Genomic DNA, 22,073 nt, shown 5'->3' with positions numbered 1-22,073 from the left:
ATGACTGCGAAAATTGATAAGCAGCCTTACTGAAAGCCTAGTCGAGGATAAGCCTAAGTTCACGCAATGGGAACTAATGGGTCAAGGGGTGGGGGCAATAAACCGCGTAGGCAGCGTTTTCAGCTGGTCAAAATGTGCAGGGCGGCTCAGGTAATACCCTTGGGCTGCAAACGCGCCAGAGCGCTGTACCAGCAGCCATTCCTGCTCTGTTTCTACCCCTTCGACAATCACTCCGTCGCTATGCTGGCTCATCAGGCGCACCAGGGTAAAAAACAGCTGGATGCCCTCGTCGCTTTGCTTGAGCAACATGAACAGCTCGCGCGCCACCTTGATATACTGATAACGCCAACTGCTGACCGCAGAGAAATTCGCCAACCCGCTACCAAAATCATCCAGCCACAGGCGCTCCGCTCCGGGGATATGCTGCAGCGGCCCATTCAACGCCCTGTCTGCCTGCTCAACCAGCTCAAAACGCAGGTAAGGCATGACGCTGATTTGCCGCTGCATCGCCGGGTGTCGCTGCAGGGCCTGTAAGGCCTTGCCGTCGATATTGATGGAGACCATCAACGCATGGTGGATAAACATGGCCTGCCATTGCTGCAGTAAATTGAGCTGTTCCTGAAGCACCGCCAGGCGCTGGCGCAACCCCAGCGCGGCAAAGTAGTGCTCTGGGGATACCGGCTTGCTCGGTGACGCAGGATGATGTACCGCCGTGAGCAGTTCCACCGCCAGCAATTTGCCGCAGGTGCGGTAAATGGGCTGAAAAGTATACAAACGCCGACACTGCCGCCAGTAACGGAAGACCTTGGCACGCTGCCAGGCGGCAAACAATGGCGTCAGTAGACCAGAGATCATGTTGGTTATCATCGGTACTATCGCCATTAGGGAATGGGAACGATAACGTTGCCGGAAATTTGTCGATCTTGTTATCGGCAACGCACAATAAAACTTTAAGCCTGGGTAAAAGGTCCCTACATTAAGCCATTACCTACATGCAATAGATCTCTACCCTATGGATTTCAAGCTGCAGCTAGGCGACAAGCTTGCTCATCCCCAGGAGCTTACTTTTCGTAAGTGACTGGGGTGGGCAAGTGCAGGTAACAACGCTGCAGCTTGAAAGACGACGGGTATATAACAAGAGGAAAATTTTATGCCCTACGTAAATATCAAAATTACCCGCGAAGGCGCAACCGCGGAGCAGAAAAAACAGCTAATTGCAGGCGTGACTCAACTGTTGGTCGATACGCTCGGCAAAAATCCGGCCACTACCGTGGTGGTTATCGATGAAGTGGAAACCGATAACTGGGGGATTGGTGGTCAATGTGTCACCGATCTGCGCGCGGCGGCCAAGTAGTTTTCCTTCCTCAGCGGCGGGAAACTTCTCGTTTCCCGATCGCGATCATAAACTAATTAAAACGCTGTTTTATTCCTATTGACTCGCTTCGCCCTTGCGTTGAGACTGGACGTATTCGCAGCAACCAGACTCATTATCAAGCCAGGGATTATCATGAACAGCAAAAACCTCGCCGTGATCGGCGAATGCATGATCGAACTGTCGCAGAAAGGCGCCGATCTCAGCCGTGGATTCGGCGGCGACACCCTCAACACTGCCGTCTATATCGCCCGTCAGGTGCCGCAACAGGCGCTAAATGTGCATTACGTCACCGCGCTAGGCACCGACAGCTTCAGCCGGGAAATGCTGCAAACCTGGCAGCAGGAGCAGGTAAAAACCGATCTGATCCAGCAGTTGGACAACAAGCTGCCGGGGCTGTACGTGATCGAAACCGACGATACCGGCGAGCGCACCTTCTATTACTGGCGCAACGATGCGGCCGCACGCTACTGGCTGGATGGCCCGCAGGCAGAGAGCCTGTGTGCACAGCTGGCGCAGTTTGATTACCTGTATCTGAGCGGTATCAGCGTGGCGATCCTCAACCCTGCCAGCCGGGAAAAACTGCTGACCCTGCTGCGCCAATGCCGGGCCAACGGCGGCAAAGTGATCTTCGATAACAACTATCGGCCGCGGCTGTGGCAAAGCCAGCAAGAAACTCAGCAGGCCTATCGCGAGATCCTGGCCTGTACCGACATCGCCTTCCTGACGCTGGATGATGAAGATTTACTGTGGGGCAAGCAGCCGGTTGAGCAGGTGGTGAGCCGTACCCGCGACTTTGGCGTGAGTGAGATTGTGATTAAGCGTGGCGCAGATTCCTGCCTGGTGTTCAGCGCCGATGGGGGAGCCCACGACGTACCGGCGGTCAAACTGCCAAAAGAGAAAGTGATTGATACCACCGCAGCCGGGGATTCCTTCAGCGCGGGTTATCTGGCTGTACGCCTGACCGGCGGTGATGCGGTTAGCGCGGCCAAACGTGGTCACCTGACCGCCAGCACGGTGATCCAGTATCGCGGGGCCATCATCCCACGCGAGGCGATGCCACAATAATTCCCGAACGCCAGAAATGCACAAGGCCAGCAACGATGCTGGCCTTTTTAGTTGGCCCGATAAATCGGGCCTCTACAATCTTGGTGCTTAACCGGCTACTGCGATACGTTTCATATCGGTCATATAACCACGCAGTTTGCGGCCAACGGATTCGATCGGGTGGTTGCGCACCGCCTCGTTCACGTCACGCAGTTGCGCGTTGTCAACGGTGGTACCAGCAACAGATTTACCCAGATCGCCCGCCTGCAGAGTGGTCATGAACTCTTTCAGCAACGGTACCGCCGCATAAGAGAACAGGTAGTTACCGTATTCTGCGGTATCGGAGATCACCACGTTCATTTCATACAGACGCTTACGCGCGATGGTGTTGGCAATCAGCGGCAACTCGTGCAGTGATTCGTAGTAAGCAGACTCTTCGATGATGCCTGAATCCACCATGGTTTCGAAGGCCAGCTCAACGCCCGCTTTCACCATTGCTACCATCAGTACGCCGTTGTCGAAGTATTCCTGCTCGCTGATTTTGCCTTCAAACTGCGGCGCGTTTTCAAAGGCAGTTTTGCCAGTCTCTTCACGCCAAGTCAGCAGTTTCACATCGTCTGCGGCCCAGTCTGCCATCATGCCACTGGAGAACTCGCCAGAGATGATGTCATCCATGTGTTTCTGGAACAGCGGAGCCATGATGCCTTTCAACTGCTCAGACAGCGCATAGGCACGCAGTTTCGCCGGGTTGGACAGACGATCCATCATCAGGGTGATACCACCCTGCTTCAGCGCTTCGGTGATGGTTTCCCAACCGAACTGGATCAGTTTTTCTGCGTACGCCGGGTCGGTACCTTCAGATACCAGCTTGTCGAAGCACAGCAGAGAACCCGCTTGCAGCATACCGCACAGGATGGTCTGCTCGCCCATCAGGTCAGATTTCACTTCTGCAACGAAGGAAGATTCCAGCACGCCTGCACGATGGCCGCCAGTGGCTGCCGCCCATGCCTTGGCAATCGCCATGCCTTCGCCTTTTGGATCGTTTTCCGGGTGAACCGCGATCAGCGTTGGTACACCGAAACCACGTTTGTATTCTTCACGCACTTCGGTACCTGGGCACTTAGGTGCAACCATCACTACGGTGATGTCTTTACGAACCTGCTCACCAACTTCAACGATGTTGAAGCCGTGGGAGTAGCCCAGTGCAGCACCGTCTTTCATCAGCGGCTGTACGGCACGAACTACGGAGGTGTGCTGCTTGTCTGGCGTCAGGTTAACGACCAGATCGGCCTGCGGGATCAGATCTTCGTAGGTGCCAACCTTGAAGCCGTTCTCGGTGGCTTTGCGCCATGAGGCACGCTTCTCGGCAATCGCTTCTTTACGCAGCGCATAAGCCACGTCCAGGCCGGAATCACGCATGTTCAGACCCTGATTCAGACCCTGAGCACCACAGCCGACGATCACCACTTTTTTCCCTTTCAGGTAACCGGCTTCATCCGCAAATTCGTCACGCGCCATGAAACGGCACTTACCCAATTGCGCCAACTGCTGACGCAGGTTCAATGTGTTGAAATAGTTAGCCATGGTGATGCTCCAGTTAGATGTTGTGTCGTGCAATATTATTCTCATTCCCGCCCTGTCTATGCGGGATCCGTTGAAACCAATGTATAACAGGAATTGCGTTGCTTAAATTGATATATTACGAACGTGACGTTGCAATTTCTGCAACACCCCGCTGCGAGCGTACTGATTATGGACTTACGTGATCTCAAGCTGTTCCTGCACCTGGCTGAAAGCCATCACTTTGGCCGCACGGCCAAGGCGATGCACGTCAGCCCCTCCACGCTTTCCCGCCAAATCCAGCGGCTGGAAGAAACGCTTGGACAGTCGCTGTTTCTGCGTGATAACCGTACCGTAGAGCTGACCGATGCTGGCGAACAGTTGAAAGTGTTTGCTCAACAAACGCTGCTGCAGTATCAGCAGTTGAAACATTCGCTTGGCCAGCACGGCCCTTCTCTGAGTGGCGAGCTACGCTTGTTCTGCTCGGTCACTGCCGCTTACAGTCATCTGCCGCCGATCCTCGACCGCTTCCGTGCCCAGCATCCCCTGGTTGAAATCAAATTGACTACCGGTGATGCCGCCGATGCGGTGGACAAAGTGCAGTCCAACGAGGCCGACCTTGGTATCGCCGGGCGGCCTGAAACACTCCCCACTAGCGTCGCCTTCACCCAAATCGGTGAGATCCCGCTGGTGCTGATTGCTCCCGCTCTGCCGTGTGCGGTTCGAACGCAGGCTTTTGCAGAGCAGCCGGACTGGGCCAATATGCCGTTTATCCTGCCGGAGCATGGCCCGTCACGAAAACGCATCGAGCTGTGGTTCCGCCGCCAGCACATCACCAATCCGCTGATTTACGCCACCGTCGGCGGGCATGAGGCGATTGTTTCGATGGTGGCATTAGGCTGCGGTATCGCGCTGATCCCCAGCGTGGTGGTAGATAATAGCCCGGAGCCCGTTCGCAACCGCATCTCTCAGTTGGAAAATATCTCGATGGTCGAACCGTTCGAACTGGGGGTCTGCGTGCCGAAAAAACGCCTCAATGAACCGCTTATTGAGGCGTTCTGGCGTTTGCTCTCATAAATCCGCAGGGTCGATCTGCTTCATCGCTTCCACCTGCATCAGCCACTGGTACAGCGGCTCCAACTGCTGGAAACTCTGCGTAAGGGTAGCGACCAGATCGGCGCTGAACAGCTTTTCCACCTGATTATCCGTGGCCATCACCGCGAAGGATTTGCGGTTGTACCAAGTAGCAATCTCCGGTGCCTGATCCTTCACTAACGGGCGCTTATAGCTTTCCCCCACCAGCTCGAACGGCGCGCGGCAGCACTCGGCCACCTCCAAAAACGGCTGTGGTCTGCGCAGCAAGGTGTGGCGAAACAGATCCATGGTGGCTTTGTCGGCGCTGTAATAACCCAGGCCATAACGCAACATGTCCGGCCCCAGTTCAAAGAAGTACACCGGTGCCAGCTTCCAGTCTTTGCTTGGCCGCTTGAAGGTCAGCCACATACGGCTACGGTAGCGTGATTTATCATGGGAAAAACGCGTGTCGCGATGAATGCGCGACAGCGTTTTGCCAATGGCCGGACGGGTTTCAAACTGCGGGTCAATCATCAGCATCGCCGGACTCAGCGCATCCACCAGCAAACGGAACGGCGTTAACAACTCACGGTCATACACGCCCCGATTGGCGTCAAACCACTCCTTGTCGTTCTCGATCCGCACCTGTTGCAGGAAGTCCAGCCCTTGTTGGCTGAACCCGGTGAACTCATTACTCATACGCTATCCTTGTCGCCGATGTTAGCCCTGCAGGAAGAATCGGAAAGCCGGGTTGTCGGTCTCATCATGGCAGTCGTAACCCAACGCCTGCAGGTGTTGCTCAAACTCTGGTTCGGTCTGCGAAAGCTCAAACCCTGCCAACACGCGACCAAAATCGGTGCCGTGGCTGCGGTAGTGGAACAGCGAAATATTCCAGTGCGTGCCCAGCGTTTGCAGGAACTTGAGCAGAGCGCCCGGTGACTCTGGGAACTCAAAGCTGTACAGACGCTCACGCAGCGGTTTCGAAGGCCGTCCGCCCACCATGTAACGCACGTGCAGTTTCGCCATTTCATCGTCGGACAGATCCACTACCTGATAGCCATCACGGTTCAGCTCATCAATGATTTCCAGCCGCTCGGTATGGCCTCTGGTCAGGCGGACACCGACGAAGATGCAGGCATTATCAGCATCGGCATAGCGGTAGTTGAACTCGGTAACCGCACGGCCACCCAACAGCTGGCAGAACTTTAGGAAGCTGCCCTTCTGTTCTGGAATGGTCACCGCCAGCAGCGCTTCGCGTTGTTCGCCCAGTTCGCAACGTTCGGAAACGTAGCGCAGTCCGTGGAAATTCACGTTGGCACCGGAAAGCACATGGGCCAGCCGCTCGCCCTGAATATTGTGCTGCTGCACGTATTTTTTCAGCCCTGCCAACGCCAGCGCGCCAGAAGGTTCGGCGATGGCCCGCACGTCTTCGAACAGGTCTTTCACCGCTGCGCAGATCGCATCGCTATCGACGGTGATCACATCATCAAGGTATTCACGGCACAGACGGAAGGTTTCATCACCGATGCGCTTTACTGCCACGCCTTCAGCAAACAACCCGACGCGCGCCAAATCGACCGGCTGCCCGGCATCCAGCGCCGCACGCAGACAGGCCGAATCCTCGGCTTCCACGCCAATCACTTTGATTTGTGGCATCAACTGCTTGATCAGCACCGCGACACCGGCCGCCAGGCCGCCACCGCCAACCGGCACAAACACCCGGTCCAGGTGCGCGTCCTGCTGCAATAGCTCCATCGCCAAAGTGCCCTGCCCGGCAATGACTGCCGGGTGATCGAACGGGGGTACGAAGGTCATGCCCTGTTGCTGCGAAAGCTCAATCGCCTTGACCTTGGCTTCGTCGAAGTTGGCGCCGTGCAGCAACACTTCACCGCCGAAACCGCGCACCGCATCAACCTTGATATCCGCCGTCGACACCGGCATCACGATCAGGGTTTTGATCCCCAAACGGTTGCCGGAAAAAGCGACGCCCTGCGCATGGTTGCCCGCAGAGGCCGTGACCACGCCACGCGCCCTCTGCTCTTCATCCAGACTGGCGATCATCGCGTAAGCCCCGCGCAGCTTAAAGCTGTGCACCGGCTGGCGATCTTCGCGCTTCACCAGAATGGTATTGCCGAGGCGCGCAGAGATCTTGCCCATTGTCTGTAACGGGGTGACCTGAGCCACCTCGTAAACTGGCGAGCGGAGTACCGCTCGCAAATATTCGGCGCCACAGGGGGCGTCGGGTAGGGGTTGTGATACCGCCATGGTGGTTAGCCTCCCAGCTTGCTCTTGTCCCGCACTGCGCCTTTATCAGCACTGGTAGCCAGCGTAGCGTAAGCACGTAATGCATAAGATACCTGGCGCTCACGCGCTTTCGGTGTCCAGGCCGCATCACCGCGTGCCAGTTCCGCCTCACGGCGTGCAGCCAGTACGCTCTCCGGCACATCCAGCACCATGCTGCGTTTCGGGATATCGATATCGATCATGTCCCCTTCTTCCACCAGCGCAATCAGGCCGCCGCTGGCCGCTTCCGGCGAAACGTGACCAATGGATAAACCGGAGGTGCCGCCGGAGAAGCGACCATCGGTGATCAGCGCACAGGCCTTGCCCAGCCCCATCGATTTCAGATAGGTGGTTGGGTAGAGCATTTCCTGCATGCCTGGCCCACCTTTTGGCCCTTCATAACGGATCACCACTACGTCGCCTGCCACCACTTTACCGCCAAGAATCGCCTCAACGGCCGTATCCTGGCTCTCATAAACTTTGGCTGGCCCACGGAAAGTCAGGTTGTCTTTATCCACGCCAGCGGTTTTAACGATGCTGCCGTCTTCGGCCATGTTGCCATACAGCACCGCCAGGCCACCTTCCAGACTGAAGGCGTTTTCCAAAGAGCGGATACAGCCATCGGCACGATCGTTGTCCAGCGTGTCCCAACGGCAGTCTTGAGAGAATGCCTGAGTGGTGCGGATGCCCGCTGGACCTGCACGGAACATTTTCTTCACGGCCTCATCCTGGGTCAGCATGATGTCGTATTTTTCCAGGGTCTCTGGCAGCTTCATCCCCAGGATATTGTCCACATCGCGGTTCATCAGCCCGGCGCGATCCAGCTCGCCAAGAATGGCCAGTACGCCACCGGCACGATGTACGTCTTCCATGTGGTATTTCTGAGTGCTTGGCGCCACCTTGCACAGATGTGGCACTTTGCGGGACAGGCGATCGATATCCGCCATGGCGAAGTCTATCTCGCCTTCCTGCGCTGCCGCCAACAGGTGCAGCACGGTATTGGTGGACCCCCCCATCGCAATGTCCAGAGTCATCGCATTTTCGAACGCGGCCTTGTTGGCGATGCTGCGTGGCAGTGCACTCTCATCGTCCTGCTCGTAGTAACGCTTAGTCAGTTCGACGATGCGCTTACCGGCGTTCAGGAACAGATCCTTACGATCGGCGTGGGTCGCCAACAACGAACCGTTGCCCGGCTGGGACAGGCCCAACGCTTCGGTGAGGCAGTTCATGGAGTTGGCGGTAAACATCCCGGAGCAAGAGCCGCAGGTTGGGCAAGCGGAACGCTCGATCTGCGCGCTGTCTGCGTCGCTGACGTTCGGGTTGGCCCCCTGGATCATCGCATCGATCAGGTCCAGCTTGATGATTTTGTCGGAAAGCTTGGTTTTACCGGCTTCCATCGGGCCTCCGGAAACGAAGATCACCGGAATATTCAGGCGCAGTGACGCCATCAGCATCCCTGGGGTGATCTTGTCGCAGTTGGAGATACATACCATCGCATCGGCGCAGTGGGCATTCACCATATACTCCACCGAGTCGGCGATCAGCTCGCGCGACGGCAGAGAATAGAGCATGCCGCCGTGGCCCATGGCGATCCCATCATCCACCGCAATGGTGTTGAACTCTTTGGCAACGCCGCCAGAGGCTTCGATCTGTTCTGCAACCAGCTTGCCCAGATCGCGCAGGTGCACATGGCCCGGCACAAACTGGGTGAAGGAGTTGACCACCGCAATAATCGGTTTGCCGAAATCGTCGTCGGTCATCCCGGTCGCGCGCCATAATGCGCGGGCACCCGCCATGTTGCGGCCGTGGGTGGTGGTGGCGGAACGGTACTTAGGCATGCTCTTCACTCCAAAAATAGTCATTTTACGGATGGCGAACGAACCATCCGTTTAGTGTTGTCTGTCGTTATTGGTTTACCGGATCCAACCAGCCGTACTTGTCTTCGGTTTTGCCGCTGAACAGGCCAAAGAACGCCTGCTGGATCTGCTTGGTAATTGGGCCGCACTTGCCGATCCCTACCTGAATGCCATCCACGCTGCGCACCGGCGTGATTTCCGCCGCAGTGCCGGACATAAACACTTCGTCCGCCAGATACAGAGACTCACGGGAAAGCACTTGCTCGCGCACTTCGAAGCCCATGTCTTTTGCCAGCTTGATGATCGCGTCACGCGTGATACCCGGCAGAGCGGAGGAGGTGAACGGTGGAGTAAACAGCACGCCGTCTTTCACTTCAAACAGGTTCTCGCCTGCGCCCTCAGAGATATAGCCGTGAACGTCCAGCGCGATACCTTCCTGATAGCCGTGGCGGCGTGCTTCGCTGCCCACCAGCAGTGAGGAAAGGTAGTTGCCCCCGGCTTTCGCCGCGGTAGGAATGGTGTTTGGTGCCACACGGTGCCAGGAAGAGACCATCGCATCGATACCTTGATCCAGCGCTTCTTCACCCAGATACGCGCCCCAAGGAAACGCCGCGATAATCACGTCGGTTTTATAGCCTGCCGGTGGGTTAACGCCCATGCCAACATCACCAACAAACACCAAAGGACGAATATACGCGCTGACCAGATTGTTTTTACGCAGCGTAGCACGGCAGGCTTCCATCAGTTCATCGACGCTTTGCGTTACCGGCATACGGTAAATTTTGGCCGAGTCATGCAGACGCTGCATATGTTCACGGTGGCGGAATACCACCGGGCCTTTATGGGAGTCGTAGCAGCGAACCCCTTCAAATACCGACGTTCCGTAGTGCAGCGCATGCGACATTACGTGAACCTTGGCATCGGCCCAAGGAACCATCTCACCATTGAACCAAATATAATCGGCTTTCTTCGTCATTGTTCTGTTCCTTTTGCGCAATCAGGCGCGTATTTGTTGTGATGATTGTTGCTGGATCTCAACGCTGGAGACATCCATCAGTTTGCTCAACTGAGATGACAGTAAATCCACAGGGCGCTGGCTGGCAACGGTCAATTCAATATTTATATCGTCGCTATTGCTGCCCGAAGCCATATTCATAGCACAGACCTGGAAGCCACGGTGACGAACAACGCGCAATACGCGCTCTAACATTTCAGGGCGGAAGCGGGCCTGGATCGAGAGTTGATGCTGCATCATGATACTTTCTCCAACATGGTTTCGTTGCCTGCGCCCGGCGGCACCAGCGGCCAGACGTTCTCGAGTTCATCAATGGAAACCTGCAGCAGATAAGGCCCTTCGCTGTTAAGCAAGGTATCGAGCGCGTCTGCGACCTGGTCTTTGCGGGTAATACGTTGGCCGGGAATGCCGAAGGCGCTGGCCAATATCAGGAAATCGGGGTTATCGGAGAGGTTGGTTTCGCTGTAACGGCCATCAAAGAACAGTTGCTGCCACTGACGAACCATCCCTAAACGCTGGTTATCCAGTAACACGATTTTCAGCGGTAACTGTTTGCGTTTGATGGTGCCCAGCTCCTGCACGTTCATCATGAAGGAACCATCCCCGGACACGCAGATCACCATATCCTCCGGGCGTGCCATCTGCGCACCTACCGCTGCGGGGATACCGAAGCCCATCGTCCCCAACCCGCTGGAGGTGATGAAGTTCTCTGGGCGTTCAAAGCTCATGTGCTGCGCGGTCCACATCTGGTGCTGGCCCACGTCGGTGGTCACCACAGTATTGGCCGGTTTGCGTTCAGACAGTTGCTTTAGCAGCAACGGAGCATAGATCGGTTGGCCCGGGTGGTCGTAACGCCAAGGGTGAGTTTCTTTCAGTTCGGCCACCCGTTGCAGCCAAGGGGCGATCTGCATCGGCTGTTGCAGCGCTGGCAGCAGGGTTCTCAGATCCCCTTGCAGGGCCACATGCGCCTGACGCAGCTTGCTCATTTCCGCCGGGTCGATATCCATGTGGATCACCTTGGCCTGCGGCGCAAAGGCGTTCAGCTTGCCGGTCACCCGATCGTCAAAACGCGCGCCTACGGCTATCAATAAATCACACTCCTGCACGGCGAAGTTGGCAGCTTTGGTGCCATGCATACCCAACATGCCGAGATAATACGGATGGTTGGCATCCGGTGCGCCCAAGCCTTTCAAGGTCGCCACGGTTGGGATTTGCGTCAGCTCGACAAATTCCCGTAATGCCGGGACTGCCTGCGCCATCCCTACGCCACCGCCCACGTACAGCATCGGCTTCTGCGCCTGTGCCAGCAGCTGCGTGGCAATAGCCAGCTCCGCCGTAGGATGTTCAAACTGGTCTTCTACCGGCATCAGATGAGGAGGCAAATCGCCCTGCGCCAGTTGGATGTCTTTCGGGATGTCGATCAGTACCGGGCCTGGGCGGCCGCTGGTGGCGATGGCAAAAGCCTCTGCCATGATCCCTGGCAGCGCTTCCAGCGACTCCACCAGGAAACTGTGTTTGGTACAGGCCAGAGACAGGCCAAGAACATCGATCTCCTGAAAAGCATCGGTACCGATAAGCGCAGAGCCTACCTGACCGGTGATCGCAACCACTGGCACCGAGTCCAGCAGCGCATCCGCCAACCCGGTGATCAGGTTGGTCGCGCCGGGGCCAGAGGTGGCGATACAGACGCCAACTTTGCCGCTGGAACGAGCATAGCCAATGGCCGCAATCGCCGCACCCTGCTCATGACGACACAGCAGATGTTCAACTCCGCCGTCATACAACGCATCGTAGACCGGCATGATCGCACCACCGGGATAGCCGAATACCTTGTCTACTCCCTGCGCACGCAACGCTTGAACTACCCACTGAGCACCATTCATGGTTATTTCCCCGCCTTTTTGCGGGAAGTGCAGGATTTTATTCTGTTGGTCATTCTCTGCTCCTTGTTCACATTTTCTTGGCATAAAAAAACCCCCGGACCTTTTGGGTGCGGGGGTTATCTTGCGATTCCGGCTTGTTTTTTAAGCCTTTCTTCGTCCAAGTGCAGCCCCGCACGGTGGGATAATAATCACCACCACGCTAATCACGACTAGGCTAATCACTTGGGCTAGGGCTTTCATAATTGGGTTGTTCACTGTGCTCGTTTCGAACTAATGCCTACAGAGTTACCATAGCAGCCGGTAACCTGACAACACTTTTTTTGCGTTATTATTCGGCGCTGCCGGGTCAAAGCTGCAACAAAGCGCATGAAATTCAAACGCTAACACCAGCACCAGGCGCTTTACTTTCCACCGCAATCGCTTTGCCGCGCGTATCCTTGCCAAAATACACCAGCACCGCGATCACGATCGCCACCGTCCCGGCAATCATCGCCATCGCCAGGCCGTAGTTTTGCCCATGATGTTCCGCAATCGCGGCCTGCAAGGTCGCATTCACTGAGGCGATAAGATTACCCAGCTGATAGACAAACCCCGGCAACACCGCACGGGTATTCGCTGGCACCAGTTCGTTGAGGTAGGTTGGGATCACCCCCCACGCGCCCTGCACCATGAATTGCATCATGAACGCCCCCAGCCCCAGCATCAGCGAACCGCTGGCAAAGGCCCACAGCGGGATCACGGGTAACGCCAATAGGGCAGCAATAATAATGGCTTTCTTACGGCCGATTCTTTCCGACAGGGCTCCAAAGAAAATACCGCCGATAATGGACGCGATATTGTAGCTAATGGCGATGATACTGACGGTTTTAGGATCGAAACCGTGCTGAATTTTCAGGAAGGCCGGATACATATCCTGGGTGCCGTGAGAGAAGAAATTAAACGCCGCCATCAGCAGCACCAGATAGAGACACAGCTTCCAATGGCTCTTCAGGACTGGCAGCAAAGCGGTGCTTTCTTTACGTGCCCGTGCCGCCAGCCACACCGGCGACTCTTCCACGCAGAAGTAGATAAACGGCAGCAACAGGATTGGCGCGGCCCCGATCACGAACATGCCACGCCAGCCGACCACTTCAAACAGCAGGCCGTAGGCCACCGCCGCCAACAGATAGCCAAACGGATAGCCCGCCTGGAAGATACCGGACATCAGGCCGCGCGAACGATCTGGGATGCTTTCCATCGCCAGCGAAGAGGCCACGCCCCAGATGCCCCCCATCGCCACGCCGTAAAGCACACGCAGCAACAGGAAGACGGTCAAAGAAGGAGCAGCCGCCGAAAACAGCTCAAATACCGAGAAAAACACGATATTCAACATCAGGATCGGTTTACGGCCGTACTTTTCCGCCGCACGGCCAAAGATCAGAGCGCCAATCGGGCGCACCGCCAACGTCAGCAGGATCGCCAGGGTGACTTCTTCCATCCCTACCTGAAAAGCCTGAGCAATATCGCTGAGCAGGAAGACCAGCACAAAGAAATCAAAAGCGTCGAGCGTCCAGCTTGAAAAGCTGGCAATTGCCGCATTGCGCTGCAGCGGAGTCCAACCAAACATAGTGTTATCCCTACCGTAGAGTATGAAGTTATCAGGTTTAGCGGCGGCCACAGCGGGTGCGGTAGCGGTCGGGGCTTTGTTAATGAAGTGATTTTTTATTTTAACAAATTGTTAAATACACCCATTAGCCCTGCTGTTGCAAGTTAGTTAGCATGCTAATTTGTTGCAACCTTGTGGTAATTGTTAAGGGGTATTACAGCGAAATGCGTGCCAGCTCGAAAAATAGAACTAACCTGATGAAATAAATTACTTTTAATTTTGTAGCACTACGCAAGTTGATGATGAATAGAGCGCAGCTATCGGTCCGTTCCCGCATCATGTTGCCTTCAGCGAGGAGAGCAATATGTCACTGGCGGTCATCTATACCCGTGCCACGATCGGCGTGCAGGCGCCATCGGTCATGGTTGAAGTCCATATCAGCAACGGATTACCCGGCCTCACGCTGGTCGGCCTGCCGGAAACCACGGTGAAAGAAGCCCGTGACCGGGTGCGCAGCGCACTGATCAACAACGGCTTCACCTTTCCGGCCAAACGCATCACCGTCAATCTGGCCCCGGCCGATCTGCCTAAGGAAGGGGGGCGTTATGATTTACCCATTGCGCTGGCCATTCTGGCGGCCTCAGAGCAGTTGCCAGCAGATAAGTTGGCGCACTATGAGTTCCTGGGTGAATTGGCGCTTTCTGGCGCATTGAGGGCGGTGCACGGCGCCATTCCGGCGGCAATAGCAGCTGCCGAGGCCAAACGTGAGCTGATACTGGCGACGGCCAACGGCAAAGAGGCAGGGTTGCTTCCCAACAGCACGACCCGAGTCGCAGAACATTTACTGGAGGTTTGCGCTTTTTTGCAAGGGAAGGGGGATCTGCCAATCGCCGTAGCGCCCCCTGCGGCCGCCACGTCAACGGAAACTGCCGACCTGCAGGAAGTCATTGGCCAGGAGCAGGCAAAACGAGCGTTGGAAATTGCTGCGGCCGGGGGCCACAACCTATTGCTGCTTGGCCCCCCGGGCACCGGCAAAACCATGCTGGCCAGCCGCCTCAACGGTTTGCTGCCGCCGTTAAGCGATCGGGAGGCGCTGGAAAGCGTCGCCGTTGCCAGCTTATTGCATCACCCTGATGAAACCCTGCCCTGGCGACAGCGGCCGTTTCGTGCCCCGCATCACAGCGCTTCGATGGCTGCCCTGGTTGGAGGCGGTTCCTTGCCACGGCCAGGGGAAATCTCCATGGCGCACAACGGTGTGCTGTTTCTGGATGAGTTACCCGAATTTGAACGGAGAGTGTTAGATGCGTTGCGTGAGCCACTGGAATCCGGTGAAATCGTCATCTCACGCGCCAGCGCCAAGGTACGCTTCCCAGCGAGGGTGCAGCTGATTGCGGCGATGAACCCCAGCCCAACCGGGCACTATCAGGGCATACACAACCGCACGCCACCGCAGCAGATTTTGCGCTACCTCGGCAGGCTCTCTGGCCCCTTCCTCGATCGATTTGATTTATCGATTGAGGTGCCACTGCTGCCACCGGGCGTACTGGCCAAGCAGCACCATGCGGGGGAAAACAGCCAACAGGTACGTCAACGGGTGCTGGTGGCGCGCGAGCGGCAGCTGGCACGTGCAGGTAAAGTGAATGCGCTGTTGAGTAACCGCGAGGTGGATCGGGATTGCCATTTACCTGCAGCGGAAGCGGAGTTTTTAGAAAGAACGCTGAGCCAACTGGGATTATCGGTTCGAGCCTGGCATCGCATCCTGAAAGTGGCACGCACACTGGCCGATTTGACGGGGGAACAACAGATTGATAAACGCCATCTCAGCGAAGCGCTCAGCTATCGCAGTATGGATCGCCTGCTGCTGCAGCTACACCGCAGCCTGGAATAAAAAATGGGGCCGAATGGCCCCATGATGATCAATCGTCGCTTTCAGTGTAGTCTTCTACCGCATCAGCCTGCGGCTTGCCACCTGACAACGTATGGAATTTTTTCGGGCGGCGGGTGCGCGCCAGATATTTAGACCATACTTTTTCTTGCTCGGTTACCGGTTCACGCTCACCGCGACACACTGCAACGAACAACTGCTCTTCTTCAGTGGCTGGCTGGCGTTTGCCGGCATCCAACTCGTTGAACGCATACCCGAAACGCTCTAGCAATTGCGCTTCTTTAATGGTGAAATCGCCGTGACGGGAGAACCCGCGAGGATAGTTTTTATTATCAAAAAAACGACTGTTGGTGGTGAAGCTATCCGCCATCTGACACGCTCCTAATTCTCTCATGGCCGTGCTGTTTATGGCGCGGAGTATTAGATAGGCTTGACATCGTGTAAAACAAAACATTTAAATCTTAACGATAAAAAACTTTGGAGATTGGTGTGGACACCGAATTACTGAAAACCTTTTTGGAGGTCAGTAGAACGCGACACTTTGGCCGCGCAGCGGAATCCCTGTACTTAACGCAGTCTGCGGTGAGTTTCCGTATCCGTCAGCTTGAAACTCAATTAGGGGCGAATTTATTCACCCGCCACCGCAACAACATCCGCCTGACACCTGCAGGAGAGCGGCTGTTGCCCTATGCCGAGAGCCTGATGAACACTTGGCAGTTAGCAAAGAAAGAGGTAGTACGATCGCTACAGCACAGCGAACTTTCGATCGGTGCCACCGCGTCGCTATGGGAAGCTTACCTCACGCCCTGGCTGCAATCTCTCTACCAGCAGCGGGAGGCCTTGCAGCTCGAAGCCAGGGTGGCTCTGCGCCATTCTTTGGTGAAACAGCTACATGAAAGACAGCTCGATTTGCTAATCACCACCGAACCGCCAAAGATGGATGAGCTGGCCAGCCAGCTGTTGGGTAACTTCTCGCTACGCCTGTTTTCCTCATCGCTACGCGATAAATCCGCCCCCATGCCTTACATCAAACTGGAATGGGGTGCCGATTTTCACCAACAGGAAGCCCGCATGCTTGAGGGCGACAACATGCCTGTGTTGACCACCACTTCGGCACATCTGACGCGTCAATTGCTGGAAACAACCGGTGGCTGTGCATTTCTCCCCAGCCAGTGGGAAAAAGAGTACCCTCAGTTGATCGCCGTTGCAGACGTCCAGCCGATCATCCGCCCGCTTTATGCCGTCTGGCTGCAAAACAGCGACCAGCAGCCGTTAATCCGCCAACTGCTGAAAATACCTTTAAATACCGCAACCTGAGCCGCTATGACGGCTTCAGGCGTGGATGGCGGGGTTTTGCCCGTCTGGTCTGCCAAAAGGCGCTCATCGCCTTCTGGAGGCCGATAAAGCAGAACAGCAGGATGCCGATGACGATTTTGGTCCACCAGGAGCTGAGCGAGCCATCAAAAGTGATGTAACTCTGGATTAGGCCCTGGATCAGTACGCCAAACAGGGTACCCAAGATGGTGCCGACACCACCGGTCAGCAACGTTCCCCCAATGACGACCGCCGCAATGGCATCCAGTTCGACACCGCTGGCAGCTAGAGCGTAACCGGCGGAAGTGTATAGCGAGAAAATTATGCCAGAGAGGGCTGCCAGCGTACTGGAAAGCATGTAAATCTGGATGGTGGTACGCCGTACCGGCACCCCCATCAGCCCAGCAGAGACCGGATTCCCCCCGATGGCATAGACGTTATGGCCAAAACGGGTACGATGCGCCAGGATCATGCCAATCGCCACAACCAGCAGCATCACCAACGCCAGTAAGGTAAATCGGCCACCACCGGGGACTTTCCAGGCATAGTTTGCCAGCATGGCATACAGCGGGTGATCGATCGGCAAAGACTCTTCTGACACGATAAAACTCATGCCGCGCACGAAGAACATCCCCGCGAGCGTGATGATAAATGCAGGTAATTTCAGCACGTCAATGATCCAACCCATCAGCGCACCAAATGAGGCCCCCATCAGCAAGGCAATGACAAATGCATAACCTGGAGCAATACCATAAGTGCCAATCAGTTTGGCCAGCAGTACGCCGGTAAAGGCGATCACCGAGCCCACCGAAAGATCGATACCCCCTGAAAGGATCACAAAGGTCATGCCCACGGCCACAATGCCGAGAAAGGCGTTGTCGGTCAGCAGATCGCACCAGACGCGGGTGGAAGCGAAGCTGGGGAATTGGCTAAGGCAAAAGGCATAGCCCAACAGGAAAACCGCGATAGTGATCAATAGGGGAAGGTTACGTTTCATCATGATTTCCGTCTCCGCCACAGCCGCTGTAATGACACACTGGGGGATTGCACCAGCAACACGGCTAATACCACCACCGCTTTCAACACCAGATTAAACTCCGGTTTATAGCCCGAAAGCAGAATTCCAGTATTCATACCCTGAATGATTAGCGCCCCCACCACCGAGAGCAACAGATTAAAACGCCCGCCCAGCAGTGACCCGCCACCAATCACCACGGCCAGGATCGCATCCAATTCGAGCCACAGGCCCGCATTGTTGGCATCCGCACCACGGATATCCGCCGTGACGATAACCCCTGCCACCGCCGCGCACAGGCCGCAAATGATATACACCGCAATAATCACCCAGCGAGTACTGACGCCAGCATTACGTGCCGAGCGCAAATTGATACCGACCGCCTCAATAAACAGCCCCAAAGCGGTTTTGCGTGTCAGTAACCAAATCAGCAGCAGCATGATGGCAGCAATGATCACCGGCATCGGCAGATACATCAGCGAACCACTGCCGAGCTTGGCTAATCCTTCACTCTCAAAGGTGACGATTTGCCCTTCGGTAATCAACTGCGCGATACCGCGCCCGGCCACCATCAGCATCAAGGTGGCGACGATCGGCTGGATTTGCAGCACCGCCACCAGGAAACCGTTCCACAGGCCACACAGTGCCCCAACCGCTAATGCGGCCCCCAGGATGTAAGCTAATGGGTAGCCAGCGCTAGTCATGGTGGCAGCGGTCGCCCCGGCAATCGCCATCACCGCACCGACGGAGAGATCGATCCCACCGGTAGCGATCACTAGCGTCATACCCAAGGCAAGCAGCGCAACGGGGGCACCGCGATTAAAAATATCAATCACGCTGCCGAACAGGCGGCCATCCTGGATATGAATTGAAAAGAAATGGGGGGCGACCAGGCTATCGATAAGCAAAATCACCGCCAGCGCCCCCAGTTGCGTCGCTCCGGCGGGCATTACCCACCTTACTTTGCGCGGCTCACCGGTCATGGAAAAACTCCTGTGGTTCATGCTGCCCCCTGTTGCACGGCAATGGCCTGCATAATGGCGGGAACCGTAATGGCATCATGCTCAAGCTGCGCCACATGTTTTCTATCGCGTAATACCACGATGCGATCGGCATAGCCCGCCAGCTCCTCCAGTTCGGAGGAGATCACCAGCAGCGCCAACCCTTCATCACAGAGCCGTTCAATCAGGCGGATAATTTCCGCATGGGCTCCTACGTCAATACCACGGGTTGGCTCATCCAGGATCAGGAAACGGGGTTTAGTCGCCAGCCAGCGGGAAAGCAGTACCTTCTGCTGGTTGCCGCCGGAAAGGTACTGGATTTGCTGCTCCGGCCCCGGCGTGCGGATCCCCAGCAGTTTGATGAAATCCTCCGCAATTCGGATTTGCTCACGCAACGGGATAGGCCGTAACCAGCCACGCTGCGCCTGCAATGCCAGAATGATGTTTTCCCTTACCGTGGCCGCACCGACAATACCGTCGGTCTTACGATCTTCTGGGCAATAGCCAAATCCCAGGCTGGCCGCTTTACGGGGGGTAGGGATCGCCACCGTTTTGCCCTCAACCTTCGCTATACCTTTATCCCGAGCCTTAATGCCGAAGATCAATTGTGCCGTCTCAGTTCGCCCCGATCCCAATAAACCAGCCAGACCAACTATTTCTCCAGGCCGGATCGCCAGATCAAAGGGCTCAATCATGCCGCGTCGGCCATAACCGCTAAACTCCACTAACGGCGGAGCCTGCACGGCCTGATGTTCGCTGCGTTTGAGCAACGTCTCATCAAAACTATGGCCAAGCATCATCTGCACCAACTCGAGCCGTGGCAGCTCGGCGGTGACACGGGTCCCGACCAGCTTGCCGTTACGCAACACCGTAATACGATCGCTGATGCGGTAAACCTGTTCGAGAAAATGGGTGACGAAGATCATCCCCATTCCCTGAGATCGCAGCTGGCTAAGAATATCCAGCAGCATGGTGACTTCCTTGGCATCCAGGCTGGCGGTGGGTTCATCCAGGATAAGCACCTTGGCGGAGAGATCGACGGCGCGAGCAATCGCGACAATTTGCTGAATGGCGATAGAGTAGTTGCCCAGCGGCTGGCTGACATCCAACGGTAATCCATACCCTTCCAGCAGCTTACGAGCATTACGCAACAGGGTTTTTTGATCGATCAGGCCAAAGCGGGTAGGTTCGCGGCCGATAAACAGATTGGCGGCCACCGAGATATTAGGCAGCAGGTTAACTTCCTGATAGACGGTGCCAATCCCCAACGATTGCGCCTGGGCCGTATTCTGTGGCGCAATCGCGGTGCCTTCTAGCCAGATCTCACCGGCGGAGCGTTGGTAAACACCGGTCAATGCCTTAATCAGCGTGGACTTGCCCGCGCCGTTTTCCCCAAGAAGCGCCACCACCTCACCGCGTTGTAGTGTGAAATCAACCTGCTCCAGCGCTTTTACACCTGGAAACTCCACGGATAACCCGCTTATTGCCAATAATGCTGCCTGAGGTGTAGCCATTATCTGCTCCGCCTGTTAACGATCAATATCCCATGCTTTTCTTCATATCGTATTCCTGTCTGGCCGTTTCAGGCTGCAGCAGTTTCGACTCGGTCTGGATAAATTTCTGTGGCTGTGTGCCGTCTTTTTTCAATGCAATCAAGGCATCAAACGCAGGGCCTGCCATATTTGGCGTCAGTTCAACCGTGGCGTTGGCTTCCCCTTCCATCATCGCTTTGAAGATATCCGGCACGCCGTCGATGGAAACAACCTTGATCTGTGAGCCCGGTTTGAGGCCGGCTTCTTTGATCGCCTGGATGGCACCAATGGCCATATCGTCGTTATGTGCATAGACGGCGCAGATGTTCTTGCCGTTCTGTTCAGCCTTGATAAAGCTTTCCATCACTTCTTTACCCTTGCTGCGAGTAAAGTCACCGGACTGCGAACGGATGATTTTGACGTTGTCGGCAGAAACAATACCATCCGCAAAGCCTTTCTTGCGGTTAATGGCCACGCTGGCCCCAACGGTGCCTTGCAGTTCCACCACGTTACAGGGCTTGCCCGCAACGGCTTTCACTAGCCATTCGCCTGCGACTTTCCCTTCATGGACGCTGTCAGAGGCGACGGCTGCGGTATACAGCGAGGGATCGTTCACTTCGATCATGCGATCCAACAGGAAGACCGGGATTTTGGCCTCTTTCGCTTCCTGCAATACCGGAGTCCAACCGGTGGCCACCACCGGCGCAATGAAGATGGCGTCAACGCCCTGAGCAATAAAGGATCTCACCGCCTTGATCTGGTTTTCCTGCTTTTGCTGTGCGTCGGCGATTTTCAGCGTAATACCCCGTTTTTCCGCCTCCTGTTTCGCCACTTTGGTTTCTGCCGAACGCCATCCTGATTCAGAACCAATCTGAGAAAAGCCGACAACCAAGGGGGCAGCCTGCGCCGCTCCCATCAACACGCCGCTTACGGCGGCCGCTAACAGTAAACGCTTAACCATGTTTTTCTCCTCGCTCTGCCTGAATCGGTCAGACAGAGATGGCTGTGGGTATATTCGCTTTCATCGAGTGTGCCCAAAAAACTCGTGGGGCTTATAAGGTGTAGTTGAAATACAGACAGGAATGATGAGCGATATCACAGCGCGGGATTACAACCATTTTGTACATAGATACAGCTAGAAATGTCTAAATTGGGAACGATTTCGGCGGGAATTTTGTACGCGTTAGCGGCAGGAGTGGCAATTTTAGGCGAGTAGAAAGCAAAAAAAACCCTTCGCTTTCGCAAAGGGTTTCTAATATGGCAGGGGCGGAGAGACTCGAACTCGCGACACCCGGTTTTGGAGACCGGTGCTCTACCAACTGAGCTACGCCCCTAAATTACGCTTAACATTATGCCTGCTAAAGTTAGCAGGCATAATTTAAATAAGTGGCGGAACGGACGGGGCTCGAACCCGCGACCCCCTGCGTGACAGGCAGGTATTCTAACCAACTGAACTACCGCTCCACCGATTCTTCTACGTCGCATCTTTCGATGCTGGCAAAACCACCTGAGTGATTTCGCGCATTACCAGGTGTCATACTGATAACGTCTATTTGATGCCTGGCAGTGTCCTACTCTCGCATGGGGAGACCCCACACTACCATCGGCGCTACGGCGTTTCACTTCTGAGTTCGGCATGGGGTCAGGTGGG

The 22,073-nt window shown here is 55.7% G+C and carries 20 protein-coding genes, 2 tRNA genes and 1 rRNA gene; 5 read left to right on the top strand and 18 right to left on the bottom strand.

Features of this window, described 5'->3' with window-relative positions:
* Positions 1 to 81 precede the first annotated feature (81 nt).
* On the bottom strand, positions 82 to 882 hold the full coding sequence (gene pdeH, locus AC6HVW_RS20390; RefSeq protein ID WP_071681466.1) for a cyclic-guanylate-specific phosphodiesterase: 801 nt from the start codon (positions 880 to 882) through the stop codon (positions 82 to 84).
* A gap of 268 nt (positions 883 to 1,150) precedes the next feature.
* Here pdeH and AC6HVW_RS20385 point away from each other — a divergent pair, with 268 nt between their 5' ends.
* Both AC6HVW_RS20385 and kdgK read left to right on the top strand, forming a co-directional pair.
* The gene (locus AC6HVW_RS20385) at positions 1,151 to 1,354 is read left to right on the top strand and encodes a 2-hydroxymuconate tautomerase family protein (RefSeq protein WP_021181815.1); all 204 of its coding nucleotides are present in this window, start codon (positions 1,151 to 1,153) and stop codon (positions 1,352 to 1,354) included.
* Positions 1,355 to 1,507: 153 nt separating this feature from the next.
* Positions 1,508 to 2,440, top strand: a complete 933-nt coding sequence (gene kdgK / locus AC6HVW_RS20380) for a 2-dehydro-3-deoxygluconokinase (protein ID WP_071681468.1) — start codon at positions 1,508 to 1,510, stop codon at positions 2,438 to 2,440.
* A gap of 87 nt (positions 2,441 to 2,527) precedes the next feature.
* On the opposite strand, the gene ilvC is transcribed toward kdgK, so the two are convergent.
* A complete protein-coding gene (gene ilvC, locus AC6HVW_RS20375; RefSeq protein ID WP_071681470.1) occupies positions 2,528 to 4,003 on the bottom strand; it encodes a ketol-acid reductoisomerase in 1,476 nt (491 codons plus the stop codon).
* Between the two features lie 168 nt (positions 4,004 to 4,171).
* Here ilvC and ilvY point away from each other — a divergent pair, with 168 nt between their 5' ends.
* A complete protein-coding gene (gene ilvY, locus AC6HVW_RS20370; RefSeq protein ID WP_059201933.1) occupies positions 4,172 to 5,056 on the top strand; it encodes an HTH-type transcriptional activator IlvY in 885 nt (294 codons plus the stop codon).
* On the opposite strand, the gene AC6HVW_RS20365 is transcribed toward ilvY, so the two are convergent.
* From AC6HVW_RS20365 to AC6HVW_RS20330, 8 genes are all read right to left on the bottom strand, one after another.
* On the bottom strand, positions 5,051 to 5,752 hold the full coding sequence (locus tag AC6HVW_RS20365) for a DUF2461 domain-containing protein (protein WP_071681472.1): 702 nt from the start codon (positions 5,750 to 5,752) through the stop codon (positions 5,051 to 5,053). The genes ilvY and AC6HVW_RS20365 overlap by 6 nt on opposite strands.
* 21 nt (positions 5,753 to 5,773) lie before the next feature.
* Positions 5,774 to 7,318 carry a threonine ammonia-lyase, biosynthetic gene (gene ilvA, locus AC6HVW_RS20360; protein WP_021181821.1) on the bottom strand — a complete coding sequence of 515 codons (1,545 nt, stop codon included), beginning with the start codon at positions 7,316 to 7,318 and terminating at the stop codon, positions 5,774 to 5,776.
* Between the two features lie 5 nt (positions 7,319 to 7,323).
* Positions 7,324 to 9,174, bottom strand: a complete 1,851-nt coding sequence (gene ilvD, locus AC6HVW_RS20355; RefSeq protein ID WP_021181822.1) for a dihydroxy-acid dehydratase — start codon at positions 9,172 to 9,174, stop codon at positions 7,324 to 7,326.
* 67 nt (positions 9,175 to 9,241) lie between these two features.
* The gene (ilvE, locus tag AC6HVW_RS20350) at positions 9,242 to 10,168 is read right to left on the bottom strand and encodes a branched-chain-amino-acid transaminase (RefSeq protein ID WP_021181823.1); all 927 of its coding nucleotides are present in this window, start codon (positions 10,166 to 10,168) and stop codon (positions 9,242 to 9,244) included.
* Positions 10,169 to 10,189: 21 nt separating this feature from the next.
* Entirely contained in the window at positions 10,190 to 10,447 is a 258-nt protein-coding gene (gene ilvM, locus AC6HVW_RS20345; RefSeq protein WP_021181824.1) for an acetolactate synthase 2 small subunit, read from the bottom strand.
* Positions 10,444 to 12,090 carry an acetolactate synthase 2 catalytic subunit gene (gene ilvG / locus AC6HVW_RS20340; protein ID WP_071681476.1) on the bottom strand — a complete coding sequence of 549 codons (1,647 nt, stop codon included), beginning with the start codon at positions 12,088 to 12,090 and terminating at the stop codon, positions 10,444 to 10,446. Before ilvG ends, ilvM begins: the two co-directional genes overlap by 4 nt.
* A gap of 141 nt (positions 12,091 to 12,231) precedes the next feature.
* Positions 12,232 to 12,330 (bottom strand): ilv operon leader peptide, encoded by a 99-nt coding sequence (gene ilvL, locus AC6HVW_RS20335; protein WP_071681478.1) that lies wholly within the window; start codon positions 12,328 to 12,330, stop codon positions 12,232 to 12,234.
* A 133-nt stretch (positions 12,331 to 12,463) separates the two neighbouring features.
* Positions 12,464 to 13,696 carry an MFS transporter gene (locus tag AC6HVW_RS20330; protein WP_071681480.1) on the bottom strand — a complete coding sequence of 411 codons (1,233 nt, stop codon included), beginning with the start codon at positions 13,694 to 13,696 and terminating at the stop codon, positions 12,464 to 12,466.
* A gap of 343 nt (positions 13,697 to 14,039) precedes the next feature.
* On the opposite strand from AC6HVW_RS20330, the gene AC6HVW_RS20325 reads away from it, so the two are divergent.
* On the top strand, positions 14,040 to 15,563 hold the full coding sequence (locus AC6HVW_RS20325) for a YifB family Mg chelatase-like AAA ATPase (protein WP_186486527.1): 1,524 nt from the start codon (positions 14,040 to 14,042) through the stop codon (positions 15,561 to 15,563).
* A 28-nt stretch (positions 15,564 to 15,591) separates the two neighbouring features.
* Here the strand turns inward: AC6HVW_RS20325 and AC6HVW_RS20320 are convergent, their stop codons facing one another.
* Entirely contained in the window at positions 15,592 to 15,930 is a 339-nt protein-coding gene (locus AC6HVW_RS20320) for a MaoP family protein (protein WP_021181829.1), read from the bottom strand.
* A 119-nt stretch (positions 15,931 to 16,049) separates the two neighbouring features.
* On the opposite strand from AC6HVW_RS20320, the gene hdfR reads away from it, so the two are divergent.
* On the top strand, positions 16,050 to 16,877 hold the full coding sequence (gene hdfR / locus AC6HVW_RS20315) for an HTH-type transcriptional regulator HdfR (RefSeq protein WP_059199403.1): 828 nt from the start codon (positions 16,050 to 16,052) through the stop codon (positions 16,875 to 16,877).
* 4 nt (positions 16,878 to 16,881) lie between these two features.
* On the opposite strand, the gene yjfF is transcribed toward hdfR, so the two are convergent.
* From yjfF to rrf, 7 genes are all read right to left on the bottom strand, one after another.
* The gene (gene yjfF / locus AC6HVW_RS20310; RefSeq protein WP_186486528.1) at positions 16,882 to 17,874 is read right to left on the bottom strand and encodes a galactofuranose ABC transporter, permease protein YjfF; all 993 of its coding nucleotides are present in this window, start codon (positions 17,872 to 17,874) and stop codon (positions 16,882 to 16,884) included.
* Positions 17,871 to 18,893, bottom strand: coding sequence for a galactofuranose ABC transporter, ATP-binding protein YtfT (gene ytfT / locus AC6HVW_RS20305; protein WP_137751098.1), 1,023 nt, complete (start codon positions 18,891 to 18,893; stop codon positions 17,871 to 17,873). Before ytfT ends, yjfF begins: the two co-directional genes overlap by 4 nt.
* Positions 18,890 to 20,404, bottom strand: a complete 1,515-nt coding sequence (gene ytfR / locus AC6HVW_RS20300) for a galactofuranose ABC transporter, ATP-binding protein YtfR (RefSeq protein ID WP_071682889.1) — start codon at positions 20,402 to 20,404, stop codon at positions 18,890 to 18,892. Before ytfR ends, ytfT begins: the two co-directional genes overlap by 4 nt.
* A gap of 22 nt (positions 20,405 to 20,426) precedes the next feature.
* Complete coding sequence (gene ytfQ, locus AC6HVW_RS20295; RefSeq protein ID WP_071682890.1) at positions 20,427 to 21,383, bottom strand: galactofuranose ABC transporter, galactofuranose-binding protein YtfQ; 957 nt, start codon at positions 21,381 to 21,383, stop codon at positions 20,427 to 20,429.
* Between the two features lie 297 nt (positions 21,384 to 21,680).
* Positions 21,681 to 21,756 (bottom strand) — tRNA-Trp (locus tag AC6HVW_RS20290).
* Positions 21,757 to 21,809: 53 nt separating this feature from the next.
* Positions 21,810 to 21,886 (bottom strand) — tRNA-Asp (locus tag AC6HVW_RS20285).
* Between the two features lie 94 nt (positions 21,887 to 21,980).
* Positions 21,981 to 22,073: ribosomal RNA gene (gene rrf, locus AC6HVW_RS20280) — 5S ribosomal RNA — on the bottom strand; the annotation flags it as partial.

The organism is Serratia sp. NCCP-200 (assembly GCF_059697885.1).
The sequence above is the reverse complement of the archived record's forward strand: the minus strand, read 5'-3'. Positions and strand labels throughout refer to the sequence as shown.